The organism is Gordonia amicalis (assembly GCF_022059885.1).
In the GTDB taxonomy this organism is placed as follows: domain Bacteria; phylum Actinomycetota; class Actinomycetes; order Mycobacteriales; family Mycobacteriaceae; genus Gordonia; species Gordonia amicalis.
The window spans coordinates 2,918,573-2,936,944 of record NZ_CP091855.1; the positions used below are offsets into that span (position 1 = coordinate 2,918,573).

An 18,372-nucleotide genomic window follows, 5' to 3' on the forward strand; every position below is an offset into this window, starting at 1 on the left:
ACCCACACACAGGATTGAGAACAATGGCTTCCGCTGGCCGAGATGGCTCACCGGGAAAACGCCGCAAGGGCGCCCCCGCACAGCAACCGCGAACCAAGAAGACGCACCGCAAGGGGTCGTCGAAACCGAACGCCGATGTCGGGAAGATCCGGCTCAACAACGCCCGGCCCGCACGCCATCAGGTGGCGCCGGAGCAGGTGAGCGGCACGGGACCGGCCTTCGTCGAGGACGGTGTGCGACTCCAGAAGGTACTCGCCCAGGCCGGCGTCGCCTCGCGCCGCGGCGCCGAGGAGATGATCGCCGCCGGACGTGTGAAGGTCGACGGCGTCGTCGTCACCGAGCAGGGCCTGCGCATCAACCCCGACACCGCGATCATCCACGTCGACGATGCACGCGTGATCATGGACGAGACGCGTCAGTACCTCGCGTTCAACAAGCCCAAGGGCTGGCAGTCGACCATGGCCGACGACCAGGGTCGTCCGTGCGTCGGTGACGTGGTCGCCGAACGCGTGATGGCCGGACAGCGTCTCTTCCACGTCGGCCGCCTCGACGCCGACACCGAAGGTCTGCTGCTGCTCACCAACGACGGCGAGCTGGCCCACCGGCTGATGCACCCGTCGTTCGAGGTGCCCAAGACCTACCTCGCGACCCTGAAGGGTGAGGTGCCCCGCGGGGTCGCTCGTCAACTCCGTGAGGGGATCGAACTCGAGGACGGTCCGGTCAAGGTCGACAGGTTCACCGTCATCGAGGTCCACGAGGGACAGTCGCTGGTGCGGATCACCCTGCACGAGGGCCGGAACCGCATCGTGCGCCGCATGATGGACGAGGTCGGCTTCCCGGTCACGAAACTCGTTCGCACGCATGTGGGTACCGTCGCGCTCGGAGAGCAACGGCCGGGCAGCCTGCGTGTCCTCGGCAACGACGAGGTCGGCGCGCTGTACAAGGCGGTCGGGCTGTGACCGCTGGCACCACGCGCGTCGTCGCCATCGACGGGCCGGCCGGTACGGGCAAGTCGTCGGTGTCGAAGCTGCTCGCCGAGAAGGTCGGTGCCAGCTACCTCGACACCGGTGCGATGTACCGCGCGGTGACCCTGGCGGTCCTCGATGCCGGTGTGGCACTTGATGATCCGGCCGGTATCGCCCGGGTCGTGGACGCGGTCGACATCGAGTTGATCCCCACCGGAGACGGGTCGTCGACGGTGTTGCTCGACGGTCGCGATGTGTCCGGGCCGATCCGGACCGACCATGTGACCAGCGCGGTCTCGGCGGTGTCCGCCGTTCCCGAGGTGCGAACCAAACTCGTTGCGCTGCAGCGGCAGAACGCGCAGGACCGCTTCGTGGTGGTCGAGGGACGCGACATCGGGACCGTGGTGTTCCCGGCCGCCGACGTCAAGATCTTCCTGACCGCGACGCCGGAGGCACGCGCTGACCGGCGGCACAAGCAGAACCTGGCCGCGGGTCGCGACAGCGACTACGCAGCCGTTCTCGACAGCGTGAACCGCCGCGATCATCTCGATTCGACGCGCGCGGTGTCGCCGTTGCGTGCCGCCGACGATGCCGTCGTCGTCGACACCAGCGACAAGACCCTGATGGAGGTGCTCGACGAACTGAGCGGCCTCGTGGAGACCCGGATCGGAGCATCAGAACGGTGAGCGACAACTTCGAGACCGATGTGGCGGCGTTGCCGGGTGACGGCACGTGGGCGGACGAATCCGATTGGCAGCTGGCCGATATCGAGGGTGCCGACGGTGCCGCCGAGTTCGAGCACATGCCGGTGCTGGCGATCGTCGGGCGACCCAACGTGGGCAAGTCCACTCTCGTCAACCGCATCCTCGGCCGTCGCGAGGCCGTGGTCGAGGACATCCCGGGAGTCACGCGTGACCGTGTGTCCTACTCGGCGAGCTGGTCGGGACGTAGCTTCACGGTCGTCGACACGGGCGGCTGGGAACCCGACGCCAAGGGTCTGCAGCAGGCAGTCGCGGCCCAGGCCGAGCTCGCGATGCGGACCGCCGACGCCATCGTCGTGGTCGTCGATGCGACCGTGGGCGCCACCGCCACCGACGAGGCCGTGGCGCGTGTCCTGCGACGGTCGAAGACCCCGGTGATCCTGTGCGCCAACAAGGTCGACAGCGAGCGCATGGAGGCAGACACGGCCGCCCTGTGGTCGCTGGGACTCGGCGAGCCGCACCCGGTGTCGGCGGCGCACGGTCGTGGCGCCGGTGACCTGCTCGACGTCATCCTGGAGAAGCTGCCCGCGACTCCGCGCGAGGCGCCGGTGCTGGGCGGCCCGCGTCGTGTGGCACTCGTCGGCAAGCCGAACGTGGGCAAGAGCTCGCTGTTGAACAAGCTGGCCGGCACCGAGCGTTCCGTCGTCGACAACGTCGCCGGGACCACCGTCGACCCCGTCGACGAGATCGTCGAAGTCGGCGGCAAGACCTGGCATTTCGTCGACACCGCCGGCCTGCGGCGCAAGGTGCGCACCGCGAGTGGTCACGAGTACTACGCGTCGTTGCGGACGCGGTCGGCACTCGACGCCGCCGAGGTGGCGATCCTGCTGATCGACGCGTCGGAGCCGATCACCGAGCAGGACCTTCGCGTGCTGTCGCTCATCATCGAGAGCGGTCGTGCGCTGGTCATCGCGTTCAACAAGTGGGACCTGGTCGACGAGGATCGTCGTTACCAGCTCGACAAGGAGATCGATCGCGAGCTCGCCCGCGTGCCGTGGGCGCGCCGGGTGAACATCTCGGCGTCGACCGGTCGTGCGGTCCAGAAGCTGGTACCCGCGATGGAGAGCGCACTCGACTCGTGGGACAAGCGCATCTCGACCGGACCGCTGAACAGCTGGCTCAAGGACGTCATCGCGGCCAACCCGCCGCCGCTGCGCGGCGGGCGACAGCCGCGCGTGATGTTCGCGACCCAGGCGTCGGTACGACCGCCGACCTTCGTGCTCTTCACCACCGGCTTCCTCGAGGCCGGCTACCGCCGCTTCCTGGAGCGTCGCCTGCGCGAGGAGTTCAACTTCGACGGCTCGCCGGTACGCATCAACGTGCGTGTGCGCGACAAGCGGGAGCAGCGTCGCAAACGCTGACCGCAGACCCACCCTTTTTCGGCAGAATCACCCCCGCGTCGCGCATCCTGTCAGGCTGTTTGTGAGACACCTGGCGGGGTGTGCGGGGATCGGAATGTGTGATGACTATCAGTGTCGAGGTCGGCCGAACCCCGAATGGGCAGCGGTCTTACCCGCTTGGTTTCAAGGTCGAGTTTTTGCAGTTGTGGGATGCGGCGACGCTGGAGCGCGGTGGCCGTGCCCGGTTGCTGCGCGAGCATGCTCTGTCGCGGGCCACGGTGCGGGGCTGGTTGCACGCCCGTGATCGGGGAGACTTTGAGGTGTCGATGGTGTCGGCAGCACTCAAGTCGAAAGGATCGCGCCGGGTGGATGCTCAGGAACGAGCCGAGTTGGCGCGGTTACGCGCTGAGAACCAACGGCTACGTAAGAAGGTCGAACAGGCCGAAGCCATTCAAGAGATCATGGGAAAAGCTATCGAGCTCATGGACGGGATCACCGCGAGCTCGACGAGCGAGGAGGAGCAGATCCCACCGGCGTTGATGAGCGCCGAACAGTACCAGCAGTGGCTGCACCGCAAAGGACTGTCCTAGTCGAGACGGTCATCGCGTTGGCCGCAGCTGGGATGACGATCGCGGCGGCATGTGTGTGGGCGGGATTGCCGCGGGCAACGTTTTATCGCCTCACTCGCCGGTATCGGCACTACACACCGGTGACCGATCCGGTCCCGCAGCACGCCCGCCAACAGCCGGCGGCATTGACTGCCGGTGAGCGTGCCCAGGCACGAGCGGTACTCGAAGACGAGCAATACGCCGAGCTGTCAGTGTGCCAAACCTATTGGCGGGCTTTCGATGCCGGTCGGGTGCCGTGTTCGCAGAGCAGTTTCTACCGCATTGCCAAAGCCGAACAGATGACCGGTGATCGCCGCAAAGGCAGGCACGGCGGCGGGTGCGCACGCCCGGCGCCCAAAGCGGTAGCGACGGCGCCGGGGCAGTTGTGGTCCTGGGATGTCACCGAACTCAAAGGACCATCCCGCCAGCGCTACAAGCTGTACCTGGTGATCGATGTGTTCTCCCGCTACCCGGTCGCCTGGCGCATCGAGCACGTCGAGGACACCGCCCTGGCAGTCGACATGTTCGCCGCCGCCTTCACCCGCTACGGCGCCCCGCAGGTGCTCCACGCCGACAACGGGGCGATCATGCGCTCACGCGATCTGCTCGACGCCCTGCAGGCTGCCAAGATCGAAGCCTCGTTCTCCCGGCCCCGAGTCAGTGACGACAACCCGTTCTCCGAATCGCTGTTCAAGACCATCAAATACGACCTGCAGTGTCCCGACCGGTTCGACCACATCGACCACGCCCGCGCCTGGACCGCCACCTTCCTCGCCACCTATGCCGACGAGCATCGCCACAGCGGGTTGGCCTGGCACACCCCGGCCTCGGTGTTCGACGGTACTGCCACCCAGCAGCGGCAGCACCGCCAAACACTGCTCAACCGCCACTACCTGGCCCACCCGCAACGCTTCCGGCGCCCACCCCGGGCCCCGGAAATCCCGACCACCGTCGGGATCAACCACAGAAGAACAACCAACCAAGTCCTGTCTCAGACAGGTTGAGAAATTCCGCGTCGGGTGGTGCGTTTGCCGAAAACTGGTGGGTTTGACTGGGTCTGGCAATCGTCACCGGCGGTTGGATCTGGTTCAAGATGCGGTCCGCGGTCTAGGTCGCGGTAGCAGATGTCGTCGATCGTTGCGCCCGGCGCCACGTTTCGCGACATCTGACGACCGGCCGGGAACCCCGCCTGACCAGGCGATTGGTTCCGAACGGCAGTCGTCGGCTAGGCTTTATCTCGCTCCGCTTGAGCAGGGAGCAACGGGCTGTGGCGCAGTTTGGTAGCGCACTTGACTGGGGGTCAAGTGGTCGCAGGTTCAAATCCTGTCAGCCCGACAGAGCAGGCCCCGTCCGCATTGCGGACGGGGCCTTCGTCTTGTCACGGACTCTTGTCGACGCGATCGAAATACTCGACGATCCTTCCTGCACGAACAGGCCGTCCGCTGAGGAAGTTCGGGGTCGGCGGGGTGCACGCAGAATCGTGGTCAGCACCGGTCGAGCTCACCGAACCGGGCGAGCAGCCGGTCGATCGCGGTGCAGTCCTGCAGAAATCGGCGGCGATCGGGGTCCTCGGCGACCTCGCGCAGCATCGCATCGCCGGCCGGGACCTGTTCGACGGCGAGGATCGCCGACCACGTCGTCCCATCGGTGGCCGTGAACGCGTCGACGCCATCACGCAGGGCCCGCGCCAGGATGTTCCGGTCGTGTCGGTCGAGCCGGTCGTGGACCATGGCGATCATCTCGGACGCAACCGAGGCGTGTGCGCGCTCGTCTCGGCGGTGCAACGCGATGGTGGCTTGGTGCACCGGTTGGATCGTCCGGTCGTCGGCGATCAGGGTCAGGTAGTCCGCGATCGAGGTCTCCGCGACCGTCGCGTACGCGAGGGTCGTCAAGGCCGCGGCACGCGCCGATTCCGCCCGCGAGAGCGCCTCCCGATGCCGCCGCACGGTCGACGTCTCCGGCAAGGCTGCGTCCGGCAGCGCCCAGCCGCGTCGACGCCGGGTCAGCGCGGACGCGTTCAGGTGCATCAGCGTGTGGTACTCCTCGTCGACCATCGACTGCACCACCGCCGCCCGGCCCGCATCGGAGAAGCCGGTGCCGAACGCGTCCCGGAAAAGCAGCCCGAAACCAGGTGTCACCACGTCCTGTTCGATGTCGACGACATTCTTGTTGTAGGCGATCCACGCCCACGCCAGGATGCGGGACCGGACACCCTCGTCGAGCCGCTCCCAGACCGGATGCCCGGCGAAGGGGAGCAGCACCTCTGGGTAGTCGACGCAGGTGTCGTCGTAGAGGTCGTCCATCGTGAGCGAGTCGAGTTCGGGTTCGTTGCGCCGCACCGTCGCCCGCCGCGGCCAGCTGCGGACCAGCCCGCGGATGACCGCAGTCTCCACCGGATCGGAGGCGTCGTGCTCGGGCACGTGGCCGCTCACGACGGCAGTCCTTCGAACATCCGCGCACACACTCGCGCGTACCCGTCCGCGTGGTCGCCCAGCGGGACACCGGCCCGCGTGAGGAGCGCTGTGAAGTCGTCGGCGTCGCCCTCGGACGCGGCCGACAGCCGGGATACGGCCCGCCCCAATGCCTCCCGCGCGGCGGGCGCACACGGGTTGGACTCCTGCACGTCTCGATACACCTCCGGTGTCCCGCCGGTGATCCGCGCCAGCAACGCCGACATCGTCGTGAACGGCGGGGTGGCCAGCGCCGCCGCCTCGTCGGCGTCGACTCCGAGGTCGGCGAGCGCGCATCCGAACGACAGGATCGTCGCATGGGTGAGGGCCTGCACCGCCGCGCACAACCGGTCGTGCCGGTCCGCGGTCGTGATCTCCGCTCGCGCGCCCCACCGAGCGAGGTCCTCGAGCAGACGGTCTGCGCCCGCGCCGCCCCGATGGACGACCACCGCGACCGTGCGCCCGGGCAGGCCGAGGGACGGCGCGAACATGGGATTGATCCCGACGATCGACGCGCCCCGGTCGCGATCGGCGGCGTCGAGACGGGCTACGGCCGCAGAGAACCGCGTCTTCACCGACAGTGTCTCCACCAGCAGTGCTGTCGGACTCAGCAGTGGACTCACGTCCGCGACCGCGGCGAGCGCGACATCCTCCGGGACCGCGAGGACCACGACGTCCGCCTCGCGCAATCGCTTCGTCGCCTCTGGGCCGGGGGATCGGATGTCATCGCCCGAGCAGGCATCGAGCACGTGCACGGTGTTCCCGTCACCGCGCCATCGGTCGGCGAGCATCGTCCCGACCGCCCCGGCGCCGCCGGCGACGACCACCGACCGTGCACCTGGGACGGGTGGTCCGGTCACGGGTCACTCTCTTCGGCGACAGACAGGCAGCGTCGCATCGTCAGCGCCTTGACCATCGTCTCCTCGAACTCCTCGTCCGGATCCGACAGCGCGACGATCGCGCCCCCCACCCCGAACGTCACCTCGGAACCGGTCGCGACCATGGTGCGGATCACGATGGACAGGTCGGCGGTTCCGGTCAGCGAGAAGTAGCCGATCGCGCCCGAATACACCCCTCTCGGACCGGCTTCGAGTTTGTCGATGATCTCCATCGTGCGGATCTTCGGAGCACCGGTCATCGATCCGCCGGGGAATGCCGCCCGCACACAGTCGACCGCTGACAGCCCCTCGCGCAGCGTCCCGCGCACCGTCGACACCATCTGGTGCACGGGCGCGTACGTCTCGATATCGAACAGGGAGGGCACATGTACCGACCCCGGCACGCAAACCCGCGACAGGTCGTTGCGGACGAGGTCGACGATCATCAGGTTCTCCGACCGGTCCTTCTCGCTGGCTCGCAGGTCGCACCGAAACCCCTGGTCCTCGACGGGGTCCGCCGACCTCGGCCGGGTGCCCTTGATCGGTTTCGACTCCACCGTCCGGTCCGCACCCACCTTCAGGAATCGTTCCGGGGACGCGCTGAGCACCGACAGTCCCGAGAACTGGAGCAACGCGTTGTAGGGCATCGGGCTGATCTCGCGCAGACACGAGTACCCGGACACGGGATCGAGGCTGCGGTGCACGGTCGCCGTGTTCGTCAGGCACACCTCGTAGGTCTCCCCGGAGCGGATCTCCGCCAGGCATTGTTCGACGAGCCTCAAGTACGTCGGATGGTTGTGCCGGAATACGATCGGCACCTCTTCCGACGCCGGGACCAGTGGGGGAGCCGTTACTGGTGGCTCGGGAAGCGTGTCCTGCATCGCATCAATGGTCGACGCCGTCTCGTGTAACCACCGCGCGGTATCGGGGTCTGCGGTGTCGGGATCCGGGCCGTCCACCGATTCGAGTGCCAGCGCGTACGCACATCCCCGCTCGTGGTCGATCACCACGGCCCGGTCCGCGAACACGAGCGCCGCATCGGCCTGCTCGGACGCGTGTGCCAGCTGCCCGCCGGTGTCCGCCTTGAGTTCGTAGCCGAGATAGCCGACGTAGCCGAGACAGAACCCGAATGGTGGATCCGAGCGCGGCGCCACCGACCGCTCCCGTAGTTGCGCGCCGAGATAGTCGAAGAAGGTGCTGCGGATCTTCTCCACCGTCCCGTCCGAATGTTCTACTCGCACGGTCATTTCCGGGACGCGGTAGGTCACGTATTCGGCGCGCGGACCCGAGCAGTCACCCATCACGGAGAACCGGCCGTCCGCTTCGTCGGCCGCCGACCCGTCCAGCCAGTAGCTGTTCGGTCCACCGGCGAACAACCGCTCGTACACCGCCCCGGGGTCCACGACCCGGTCCACCTTCACCGATCGGATCCGGTAGCGGTCTCTCGGCTTCGTCGCCGGCGCTTCGGTCTCCGCTGCCGTCGGGGGAATCCTTGCCGCCCGGGTCGGCCGGGGCGCCCGCACCGGCGTCGCTGCCGCGAAGTTCGCCAGGAGTTCCCGGCCGTACTCGGAGCAGATCGATTCCGGGTGAAACTGCACCCCCCACAACGGCAGTTCCCGATGACGTACCGCCATCAGGACACCGTCGTCCGACCACGCCTGGACCTCCAACACGTCGGGGACCTCCACGACCGCCAAGGAGTGGTACCTCACCGCCCGGAACGGGGACGGCAGTCCCGCGAACAGGCCTCTGCCGTCGTGGTGCACCGCGCTGATCCGTCCGTGTCGAGGTTCGGGCGCCGGTACCACCGGGCCGCCGAACACGTGACACAGTCCCTGGTGGCCCAGACACACGCCGAGCACGGGAAGCCCGCTGTCGGTCAGGGCCCGCGCGCTGATCCCGAAGTCGCGCGCGCAGTCCGGCCGGCCCGGGCCGGGGGAGACCACCACGTTGTCGAACGCCGTCAGGTCCACCGACGACCACGGCACGTCGTTGGCGACGACCGTCGGCTCCCGGCCGTTGACCTCCGTCAACACCGCGTACAGGTTGTACGTGAACGAGTCGTAGTTGTCGATGAGTAGTGTCCGCACGGCGGCCACCTCAGTCCGTGCTCGGGCCGCCGATGTCCGCGGCAATCCGTTCGGTGAGGGCACGATCCGGTCCTGCGTTCTCGGCCGGGACGCTGTTGGTCCGCAGTTCCTCGGTCACCACGATCAGGTCCTCCACCCGGCAGGTCTCCGAGATGAGCAGGTCGTAGAGGTCGTGCAGGAATTGCGGGGAGAGGTCGTGATCGAGGGCGTATCGGTGGGCATGCTCGTGCACCGCTCCGACACGGCGCGGCTGCATCACCGGAATGGTGTATCGCTGCTTGAGGTGCGCGATGCGGGTGCACACCTCTATCCGGGCGCGCACGTCCTCGAGCAGTCGGTCGTCGATACCGTCCAACTCCGCACGGAGGTCCGCGAGCTCGCGTTCGCCGACGTCGCTCGCACCCAGCATCTGTCCCTTGTCGCCCATCGATTCGTTCACGGCACGACCACCTTGCACTGTCCGAAGGGAAGTGCGGCCCGCCAACTTGAACCGCCGAGATGCTGCGACGCCGACCTCGACTGGTCCTGCGCCCGGTTCGTGCTCGCGAACCGCGTCCCCCGACTCGGTCCATAGTCGCACCGACCGCGTGCACTGTGAGGGAGTTGGCGTCACCGCCCGGTCACGATTCACCAACGACCGCGACATCACTGTCGTCCGATCAGATGGGGGGTGGTTCGATCGCGTCGGTCTGGCCGTGCCCGCGCGGCGCACGAACTCGTGTCGGGCCAGTGGGACGGCCGGACAGGGCGTTCAAGCGGGCAGCGGCACCCCGACGTCGGCGCCGCCCTCTTCGGTGATCCGAGCTCCCATCCGGGTGAAGGTGGGGGTGGTGATGAACCCGCCCGCGAAGAGGGCTTCGCCCTGGCGGAACTCGGGTGACTCCGCCAGCATGTGTTCGCCGACGAACCCGAACGTGTCGGCGAGTTCGGCCAGATCGCGCGGGGCGTTCATCCGCATCAGGCACAAGTTGTCGCACTGGGACAGCACATTGGGGTGGATCTTCGTCGGCCGTTGCGTGGACAGGAGAAGCCAGAGACCGAACTTGCGGCCTTCGGCCGCGATCTGCACGACGCGATCGATCAGGGCCTGCTCCACGGCGCTGGTGGCGACGGGCGGGCAGATGTTGTGGGCCTCGTCGATGACGATCAGCACGGGTCGACGCTCTTCGCGGCGAGCCCACAGGTGTTCGAGCACGCTGAGGGCGGCGACCTTGGGTTCGGCCGGGTGGGCGAACCCGCCCAGGTCGAGCACGGTTGCCTGGGGGCGCTCGTCGACGATGTCGGTGGCCGCGACCTCGCCCCGCGCCCACAGGTCCCAGTCGAGGACCTGGAGATTCTCGATCCGCTTGGCCAGCCGCTGGTGGCCGGGGTCGGCGGAGGCGCGCAGCGCTGTGATGTAGGTGCTCTGGTCCGGCGTGCCGGTGAGAGTGGCGTCGGCGTGGAGCAGGACGTTGTACTCGTCGGCGTCGGCGATCGGATCCAGCTGCAGGACCGCGGCCTTCGCGGCGAGCGGCAGGTCGGTGAACCGCGTCCGCAGCTGGGGGAGGTCGCGCCGCGTCGAATGCAGCACCCGGATGTCGGATGCGGCGATGGTCGCGGCGGCTTCGGGGTCGGAGCTGTCCCTCGTCTCCGGCAACCGGGTGAAGTCGGCATTCGGGTCGAGGATGAGCAGCGGGAGTCGGGTGCTCAGGAGCAACTGCTCCAGCACCACACCGAGCGCGTAGGTCTTGCCCGAACCGCTCTGGCCGCACCAGAAGGTGTGACGGTTGAACTTCAGGGCGGAGAGAACGACTTCGGATGTCGCGTCGTCGCGATGGCTTCCCACTGTCAGCTGGACCACGCCTGAACAATACGGCGTCGGAGGCCTCGGCACCGACTCGCAGGGTCGCGTGGGGCGGTGTCGGGGAATCGCCACCTGCCCCGAGCGCTACTTGTAGCCAGCGCTGCGATGTTCAGGTGGCGATCCCGGCCTTCACTTGCGGGCGTGCCGCAGGTACCCGTACAGGGCGGCACGATAGCCGCGGGTGTAGCTGGGTTCCTCGTCGTCGGGGTCGGGCGGGCAGTCGAGGGTCGACGATGCGAGCTGACGTGCCCACGGTGCCGGCAGTGCGCACAGCGCGGCTTCCGCGTCGTCGAACCCCTTCTGGAAGAGATCGGGATCGAGATGCTCGTCGAGGTCGGCGTCGTAGATCGGAAACGACGTGGGAAGCCGGGTGACGATGCCGTATTCGGTGACGATGTCGAGGTCGGGGAGCTCGTGCTCGTGATCTGTCAACGGACCGTGCGCCTTTCGGCGAGAGTACGGTAGAGCGTTGCACGGCTGACCCCCAGCGCCTGGGCGATCCTCGGCACGGATTCGCCTGCGGCCCGCATCTGTTCGGCGCGCAGCACCTGCTCGTCGTCGAGGACTCGCGGGCGTCCGACGGTCGACGCCGGTCGCCGGTTCGCCGTCGTCAGTGGCCTCGCCGAGGCGGGGGTGGGGGAGAGGTCGTCGAGTTCGGCCAGGGACGCCAGGACGCCGACGACCATCGCGCCGGCGGGATCGTCGGTGTCGATCCCCTCGCGCAACGAGCGGAGGCCGATGCGGCGTTTCGCGAGTTCGCGTGTGATGGCCATGACTTCGCGAATGTTACGGCCGAGGCGATCGATTCCCACAACGACGGTCGTGTCTCCGGCCCGCGCGTAGTCCAGCAGTGCATTCATGCCCGCCCGACGGTCCGCGGACCGAACCCGGTCGGCGGCGTCGGAGTAGATCCGTCCTGGATCCACCCCTGCTTCCGTCAATGCGTCGATCTGTGGACCGAGAGCGTGGGCTCCCGGGGTCTCGCGCGCGTATCCGAGAGCCATCCCCGGTGCGCCACCTCTCACTTCTTCCGTCACGAGGAGGACTCTATCTCAAAAGTCTCGATACAGTTTCTGAGACGCGCCGAGATTCGAGACTCGATTCGCAGAAGTCGCGCAACTGGGGGAATTTTCAAGAAGTACGTGTCGCAAAAGGGGGTCTCGTAAGTTTCGAGACGGCACCCGGTTTTGATCTGCGTGTGCAGTGCTCCGGGAGCCGGGAGGGAACCTGACGTCATCGGCCGCTGAGTCGCAGGGGGAGTGCGCGCCGACTGTCGGGTTTCGATCACACTGCGCGTAAGCGTGCCCCGGCAAACCGGACGCACCTAGGGTGCAGCAGTCGTAGTCGCGTCCCTCGTCGTGAAAGAAGCAGCACTCGTGTCCCAAGAACCTGTCCGCCCACTCCACTTCGCGGCGTTCGTCATGAACACCACGAGCCACATCGTCCAGGGCACGTGGCGTCGCCCGTCGTCGAGGTCGGCCGACTTCAACGACCTCGACCACTGGGTTAATCTCGCGAAGACTCTCGAGCGTGGAAAGTTCGACGCCATCTTCTTCGCCGACGTCGTCGGGCTCTACGCCCCGTACCGCGGTGACGAGCGGAAGTACTTCGAAGCCGGTCTGCAGGTCCCGAGCAACGACCCGAGCGTGCTCGCCAGCGCGATCGCCTACGCGACAGAGCATCTCGGCATCGCATTCACCGCGAGCATCCTGCAGGAGCATCCGTTCAACTTCGCCCGCCGGATCTCGACACTCGACCACGCGACGAAGGGTCGTATCGCGTGGAACATCGTGACGAACTACCTGCCCAATGCCAGCCGCAACTTCGGTCTCGAAGGACTCACCGCCCACGACGCGCGTTACGCGTGGGCCGACGAGTACGTCGACGTCACCTACAAGCTGTGGGAGGGCAGCTGGGACGACGACGCGCTGCTGCAGGACCGTGAGCGCGGCGTCCACGCCGATTACGACAAGGTCCACCGCATCAACCACGTCGGTGAGCGGTACCAGGTCGAGGGGCCACACCTGGTGTCGCCGAGCCCCCAGCGCACGCCGTTCCTCTTCCAGGCGGGTGCCTCAGAGGCCGGCCGCAACTTCGCGGCGCAGAACGCCGAAGCAGTGTTCCTCGGAACGCCGAACCGTGAAGCCGCACTCCGGGACACCTCCGACATCCGCCGGCGTGCGGTCGCGCTCGGGCGTCGAGCCGACGACCTGAAGTTCTTCCAGGGGCTGTACGTCGTGCCGACGTCGACCGAAGCCGAAGCAGCACGCGTCGCCGCGGAACTCGACGAGTGGATCGACCACGACGGCCACCTCGCGCACATGTCGGGTTCCATCGGCATCGACTTCGGTCACGACGACCTCGACACCCCGGTCGGCGAGATCAAGACCGAGGGAGTCCAGTCCATGATCGGCTGGATCAACGACCTCGTGACCGGCCGCCCGGCCACGCTGCGTGACGTCGCACACCACACCGCGACCAATCTCCGCATAATCGGGACCCCGGAGAAAATCGCCGACGAGCTCGCTGCCTGGCAGCAGAGCGGCGTCGACGGCATCAACCTCATGAACTACGAGATCCCCACCTCTTACGAGGATTTCGTCGACCAGGTGATCCCGACGCTGCAGAAGCGTGGTCTCATCCAGAGCGAGTACTCCGACGGCACCCTGCGCCAGAAGATCTTCGGAGAAGGGGACCGGTTGCCGGATCGCCACCATGCGACCCGGTACCGCGGCGCGTTCGGCGCGGGGGCCGGCAAAGCCGGCGACGAGGCGTTCGCTGGTGCGGCGAACTGACGCGCGCTCCTGCTCCCTGAGTAGCGAGCTTGTGCGCGTGAGGCTCTGCTCCCTGAGTAGCGAGCTTGCGAGCGTGAGGCTCTGCTCCCTGAGTAGCGAGCTTGCGAGCGTGAGGCTCTGCTCCCTGAGTAGCGAGCTTGCGAGCGTATCGAAGGGCTTGGCGAGGAAATGTCGCCAGGCCCTTCGAGGTTCGTCGCCAGCGCTCCTCACACCTCAGGGAGCGGGGGCGGTCGCTAGCGCTCCTCACACCTCAGCCTGGATGCACCGATGTGGTGTGCCGGTGGTGGTGGAGGGTGTTGTGGGCGTGCGGTTTTGGGGGTGGTGGTATGTGGGCGTGGGTGGTCTGCCGATCTCGGAATGTCGGCTTGTTTCACTGGGTGTCCTGGTTGGGCCCGGGGGTGGGCGGGGTTGGTAGGGGTTTACGCGGGTTTTCGATGGTGGGTGTGGTCGAAGAGGTTCTGCCAGTACGGTTGCCAGGGCCAGTCGCGGGGTAGGTGCAAGGTCACGCGGCGTGCTGAGCGGGAGATGCGGGCGGCGATGCTGATCAGGGTGCGGCGCACGGTGGCGGTGGTGGCGGTGGTCATCCCGGCCACACATCCCGCGGCGCGGGAGAGGTTGAACGCGATGACTGCGCAGGTCAGCCAGGCGTTGTTCGCGGCGAACTGTGCCGAGGGCAGGTGGGCCAGGGGCCCGTTTTTGAGGTCGGCGTGGACGTTTTCGATGATGGCGTGTCCGCGGTGGATGGCGTCGGCGGTGACCGGATCGGGGTCGGGTTGGCTGGTGAAAAACGCGTGGTAGCGCCAGATCGGGAACAACTCGCCGGTCTGGGTGCTTTGTTCGTCGGGTACTCGCCGCACGATCAGGTGACCAGGCACTGGCTTCTTGCCGCTCATGTTGCCGGTGAATGCGGTGAACGGGGTGGCCGCGACCTGGGCGCGGTGGACCACGGTGTGGGTGTCGGGGTCATAGACCGGGCGGGTGTAGGTGATCGGTGTCCAGGCGGTGGCGTCGATGTTGGCGATGGCGCGCAGGACGTCGGGTTGGCGCCGCAGGGTGATCGAGACGTGCGCACCGTGGGCCAGGCAGGCGCGGACCATGTCGTAGGAGTAGAACGCGGAATCGGCACGCACCAGCACTGGTGGTGCAGTGGTGGTGGGCCTCAGACGGGTGAGCGTCTTCAGTGCTGAGGTGATCATTGACGCTGCGCCGTGCGAGGAACCGCGAGCACCGCGGCGTAGGCGCTGCCCACAGATCACCGGGGCCCGTCCTGGGGCGGTGAGCGTGGTCAGCAACACGTTGAGTCCGCGGGTGCCGGTGTAACCGACCTGCGCGCCCTGTTTGCCATAGCCGTGGACCTCGATGACAGTGTCATCGATGTCGAGCATCACCGAGGCGCTGGGATTACTGAGATCACCGAGCAGGCTGGTCTGTCGTGTCAGTTCGCCGAGAAACCGGGTGGCGACTGCGTCGAGTTGGCGGGTGTGGCCGTAGGTGAACATCCGCAGAAACGATCCCAGCGTGGACGGTGCGTAGGTGCGGTCGAACAGGGTACCCATCGCTCCGTGACGCAGCACACCCATGTCGGCGATGCTGTCCGCACCCATGACCATGCCGGTGACCAGCGCCGATACCTTCGCTCCTGGGTGGGCGCCTTTGTCGGTGGGGATCGTGAGCCACTCGTCGGCCAGGTCGGCCAAGCTGCACGAGGTGGCCAAGCCCATCACCGGCACGACCCCCGCTGCGGCGATCAGGTTCGGGTCGTCGAACGAGGCTGCTGCTACCGGGTTGGTATGAGAGAATCGCATCTGCGAGATGCCTTTCTTCGTGCCTGAATGTGTTCCTTAGACAAGTCCCATTCTTGCACTGCAGCAAGGCATCTCGCTTCTCAACACCCCATCAAACACCAGAAACCTCACCCCAAATCGGTGCATCCAGGCTCAGGGAGCGGGACGGGGGTGCTGCCGTGCCTCAGCCTCCCGGGAGCGAGGGTTGTGGTCAGAAGTACCCGTTCGCCGGCAGGGGAGTGTCGTTGACCAGGAGGTCGCCCAGGGCGATGGCCTTGTACGACGTCGGGTTGTGCAGGGTGACGGTGCGGATGTTGCGCCAGTGCCGGTCCAAGTTCGTGGTCCGGCTCGCCGACGACGCGCCGCCGACGTCGAACAGGTCCGCGGCGGCGCGGAGACCGACGCGGTCCACGTGAACCTTCACCCGCGCGGCCGCCACCGAGGCCTTGATGAACAGGTCGGGATCGATCACGCCGCTGCGCGCCGGCGCGAACGCCTCCTCGATCGTCCGAGCGGCGTCGAGGACGGCGGCCCTCGCCACGTGGGCGGCCGCGTCGATCTCGCCGACGGTCCCGAGGAGCACGGGATCGTGGCGCGGCGAATCCACGGGGGCATGATCGAACGTTCGCGTCCGCGACCGCAGCAGCGTGGTCGCATCATCACCGACCGACAACAGGATTCCGGTGATCAGTGCCTGTAGGTAGAGCTGAAGAAACGGGCCGTCGTTCGCCAGCGGAGCGGCTGACGCGGGGTCTGTGAAGGCCAGGACGTCGTCGGCGGACACCGGGACGCGGTCCAGGGTGGTCGTGCCTGTACCCGTGCGGTTCTGACCGATCCCGTCCCAGTCGTCGACGACGGTCACGCCGTCACGGTCGACGGGCAGGACGATCCGTGCGACCTTGCCGTCGAATTCACCGCCCCGTACGGTCGCGGTCACAGAGACGTAGTCCGAGAACGCGGTGCCGGTGCTGTAGAACTTGGTCCCGGTCAGCAGCCACCCGCCGTCGACCGCCTCCAGCTCGGTCTGGAACGAGAGCGAACCCGCGCTTCCGGTGCGTTCGCTGGTCGCGTTGCCGAAGACCTTTCCCGCGGCGATCTCCGCGACCCAGCGGTCGCGCACGGGCCCGTCGGGGAACCGGCGGATCTGCTCGACGAACCAGTAGTGCGCACGGAGGATGTGGGCGACGATCGGATCGGCGCGGGCCAGATCGATGAGGAACCCGAACAGCTCGGGAGTGCCGGCCCCGGGACCGGAGTCGTCGTCGAGAGTCAAAGCGGTATAGCCATTTTCACTGAGCAACCGAACTTGGGCGTGAGGATCGATGCCGGTGAGCTCACGCACCGCGGCATCGGCCCCGATCTCGGACAGGATCGCCGATCGGTCCGCGACGACACGGCTCAGCACGCTCACGCCGACACCTCGACCCTTTCGGCGAACGCACCGCGATACGCCGCCGCGGGATGGGACTCGGGCAGGCGATCCCGGCCGGTGAGCTTGCGCCGCGTCGTGCCCGGCGCGTACTCGTGCTGGGCGAGTCCGCGTTCCCGCAGCACCGGCAGGACGTGCTCGGCGAACTCGACGTAGCTTCCCGGGATTGTCGCGTTGATGACGTTGATGCCACCGACGCCCGCATCTCGCCATTCGGCCAGGCGGTCCGCGATCTGCTCGGGGGTGCCGACGACCCGTCCACTGCGGCTGCGCAGTTCGGCCAGGTCACGGACGGTCGGCTCACGGTCGGGCACGGCCTCGCGCAGCCACAGCAGGGTGCTCTGCGTGCCCTCGGTGTGGATCTCGCCGATCGGGGTGTCGAGATCGTAGAAGCCGAGATCGAGCCCGAGACCACCCGCCGAGTGGGCGAGGATCGTGCTCGGATCGATGTACTCGTCGAGTTCGGCGGCCTTCCGGCGTGCCTCCTCCTCGGTGCTGCCGATGACGAAGGAGAGCCCCTGGAAGAACTGGATGTCCTGAGGGTCCCGGCCGGCCTCGACCGCCAGACGACGGGTGTCGTCGACGAGGCCCTTGGCGGCCTGCGGAGTGGGCGACACGATGAACTGTGCCTCGGCATTGCGAGCGGCGAAGCGGCGGCCCGTCGGTGACGAACCCGCCTGGAACAACACCGGTGTGCGCTGCGGCGAGGGTGCCACGAGGTGTGGTCCCTCGACGCGGTAGCGGTCACCGACGTGATGGATCTTGTGTACCTTGTCGAAGTCTGCGTGGACGCCGCTGGCCTTGTCCTGGATCAGCGCGCCGTCGTCCCAGCTGCCCTCCCAGAGCTTGTAGACGACGTCGACGTACTCCTCGGCCCACGCGTACCGGTCGTCGTGGGCGGTGATCCCGTCGTATCCGAAGTTGCGCCAGGCATTCTGGGACAGACTCGTGACGATGTTCCACGCGATGCGGCCATTGGACGCGTGATCGAGCGTCGAGATCTTGCGGGCGAAATCGAAGGGGTGTTCCTGCAGGATCGAGCTGGTGATGGCAATGCCCAGATTCTCGGTGTGCGACGCCAACGCGGACGCGAGAACGATCGGGTCGTTGCTGGGGATCTGCAATCCGGTGTCCACGAACTTCTTCCAGTCGCCCTGGTAATCGTCGTAGAGTCCGACGACGTCGGCGAAGAAGACGAAGTCGAATCGCGCCTCCTCCAACGTCTTTGCGAGGTCGATCCAGTGCTGCAGCGAGTTGAAATCCGTTTGCCGCGCACCGGGGGCACGCCACGCCCCATGCAGGATGTGGGAGGTCGTGTTCATCACAAAGGCGGCGAAACGCAAGGGTTTTGGCTCTGACACCCGAACGACGGTACGTTCGCGCGCCGTCTCGTGTGTCGTTGTGCTCAGGGTGACTCCAAAGCCTGACG

General features: G+C 67.1%; 16 protein-coding genes and 1 tRNA gene. 7 read left to right on the forward strand and 10 right to left on the reverse strand.

Features of this window, described 5'->3' with window-relative positions; all coding sequences use genetic code 11:
- The first annotated feature begins 23 nt into the window (after window positions 1-23).
- The 6 genes from IHQ52_RS13355 to IHQ52_RS13380 all read left to right on the forward strand — a co-directional run bounded on the left by IHQ52_RS13355 (window position 24) and on the right by IHQ52_RS13380 (window position 5,009).
- The gene (locus tag IHQ52_RS13355; protein ID WP_006435441.1) at window positions 24-959 is read left to right on the forward strand and encodes a pseudouridine synthase; all 936 of its coding nucleotides are present in this window, start codon (window positions 24-26) and stop codon (window positions 957-959) included.
- Window positions 956-1,651, forward strand: coding sequence for a (d)CMP kinase (cmk, locus tag IHQ52_RS13360; RefSeq protein ID WP_024498701.1), 696 nt, complete (start codon window positions 956-958; stop codon window positions 1,649-1,651). Before IHQ52_RS13355 ends, cmk begins: the two co-directional genes overlap by 4 nt.
- On the forward strand, window positions 1,648-3,087 hold the full coding sequence (gene der / locus IHQ52_RS13365; RefSeq protein ID WP_024498702.1) for a ribosome biogenesis GTPase Der: 1,440 nt from the start codon (window positions 1,648-1,650) through the stop codon (window positions 3,085-3,087). The genes cmk and der overlap by 4 nt, the downstream gene beginning before the upstream one ends.
- A gap of 101 nt (window positions 3,088-3,188) precedes the next feature.
- A complete protein-coding gene (locus IHQ52_RS13370) occupies window positions 3,189-3,656 on the forward strand; it encodes a hypothetical protein (protein WP_096273810.1) in 468 nt (155 codons plus the stop codon).
- Window positions 3,657-3,775: 119 nt separating this feature from the next.
- Window positions 3,776-4,678 carry a DDE-type integrase/transposase/recombinase gene (locus IHQ52_RS13375; RefSeq protein ID WP_232513020.1) on the forward strand — a complete coding sequence of 301 codons (903 nt, stop codon included), beginning with the start codon at window positions 3,776-3,778 and terminating at the stop codon, window positions 4,676-4,678.
- Window positions 4,679-4,935: 257 nt separating this feature from the next.
- A tRNA-Pro gene (locus IHQ52_RS13380) sits at window positions 4,936-5,009 on the forward strand.
- 149 nt (window positions 5,010-5,158) lie between these two features.
- On the opposite strand, the gene IHQ52_RS13385 is transcribed toward IHQ52_RS13380, so the two are convergent.
- The 7 genes from IHQ52_RS13385 to IHQ52_RS13415 all read right to left on the reverse strand — a co-directional run bounded on the left by IHQ52_RS13385 (window position 5,159) and on the right by IHQ52_RS13415 (window position 11,939).
- Window positions 5,159-6,106 (reverse strand): diiron oxygenase, encoded by a 948-nt coding sequence (locus tag IHQ52_RS13385; protein ID WP_024498703.1) that lies wholly within the window; start codon window positions 6,104-6,106, stop codon window positions 5,159-5,161.
- A complete protein-coding gene (locus tag IHQ52_RS13390) occupies window positions 6,103-6,984 on the reverse strand; it encodes a prephenate dehydrogenase/arogenate dehydrogenase family protein (protein WP_024498704.1) in 882 nt (293 codons plus the stop codon). Before IHQ52_RS13390 ends, IHQ52_RS13385 begins: the two co-directional genes overlap by 4 nt.
- Window positions 6,981-9,101, reverse strand: a complete 2,121-nt coding sequence (gene pabB, locus IHQ52_RS13395) for an aminodeoxychorismate synthase component I (RefSeq protein ID WP_024498705.1) — start codon at window positions 9,099-9,101, stop codon at window positions 6,981-6,983. Before pabB ends, IHQ52_RS13390 begins: the two co-directional genes overlap by 4 nt.
- Window position 9,102: 1 nt before the next feature.
- A complete protein-coding gene (locus tag IHQ52_RS13400; protein WP_024498706.1) occupies window positions 9,103-9,531 on the reverse strand; it encodes a chorismate mutase family protein in 429 nt (142 codons plus the stop codon).
- A gap of 312 nt (window positions 9,532-9,843) precedes the next feature.
- Window positions 9,844-10,932: an ATP-binding protein gene (locus tag IHQ52_RS13405; RefSeq protein WP_024498707.1), complete on the reverse strand. Its 1,089-nt coding sequence runs from the start codon at window positions 10,930-10,932 to the stop codon at window positions 9,844-9,846.
- A 132-nt stretch (window positions 10,933-11,064) separates the two neighbouring features.
- On the reverse strand, window positions 11,065-11,367 hold the full coding sequence (locus IHQ52_RS13410) for a hypothetical protein (protein ID WP_024498708.1): 303 nt from the start codon (window positions 11,365-11,367) through the stop codon (window positions 11,065-11,067).
- Window positions 11,364-11,939, reverse strand: a complete 576-nt coding sequence (locus IHQ52_RS13415; protein ID WP_024498709.1) for a recombinase family protein — start codon at window positions 11,937-11,939, stop codon at window positions 11,364-11,366. The genes IHQ52_RS13410 and IHQ52_RS13415 overlap by 4 nt, the downstream gene beginning before the upstream one ends.
- Window positions 11,940-12,356: 417 nt before the next feature.
- On the opposite strand from IHQ52_RS13415, the gene IHQ52_RS13420 reads away from it, so the two are divergent.
- Window positions 12,357-13,730 (forward strand): LLM class flavin-dependent oxidoreductase, encoded by a 1,374-nt coding sequence (locus tag IHQ52_RS13420; RefSeq protein ID WP_051349612.1) that lies wholly within the window; start codon window positions 12,357-12,359, stop codon window positions 13,728-13,730.
- A gap of 419 nt (window positions 13,731-14,149) precedes the next feature.
- Here IHQ52_RS13420 and IHQ52_RS13425 read toward each other — a convergent pair whose 3' ends face one another.
- The 3 genes from IHQ52_RS13425 to IHQ52_RS13435 form a co-directional block, all read right to left on the reverse strand.
- Complete coding sequence (locus IHQ52_RS13425; RefSeq protein ID WP_024498686.1) at window positions 14,150-15,535, reverse strand: IS1380 family transposase; 1,386 nt, start codon at window positions 15,533-15,535, stop codon at window positions 14,150-14,152.
- Window positions 15,536-15,725: 190 nt separating this feature from the next.
- The gene (locus IHQ52_RS13430) at window positions 15,726-16,925 is read right to left on the reverse strand and encodes an acyl-CoA dehydrogenase family protein (protein ID WP_024497432.1); all 1,200 of its coding nucleotides are present in this window, start codon (window positions 16,923-16,925) and stop codon (window positions 15,726-15,728) included.
- Window positions 16,922-18,304 carry an LLM class flavin-dependent oxidoreductase gene (locus tag IHQ52_RS13435; RefSeq protein WP_024497433.1) on the reverse strand — a complete coding sequence of 461 codons (1,383 nt, stop codon included), beginning with the start codon at window positions 18,302-18,304 and terminating at the stop codon, window positions 16,922-16,924. The genes IHQ52_RS13430 and IHQ52_RS13435 overlap by 4 nt, the downstream gene beginning before the upstream one ends.
- Between the last annotated feature and the right edge of the window lie 68 nt (window positions 18,305-18,372).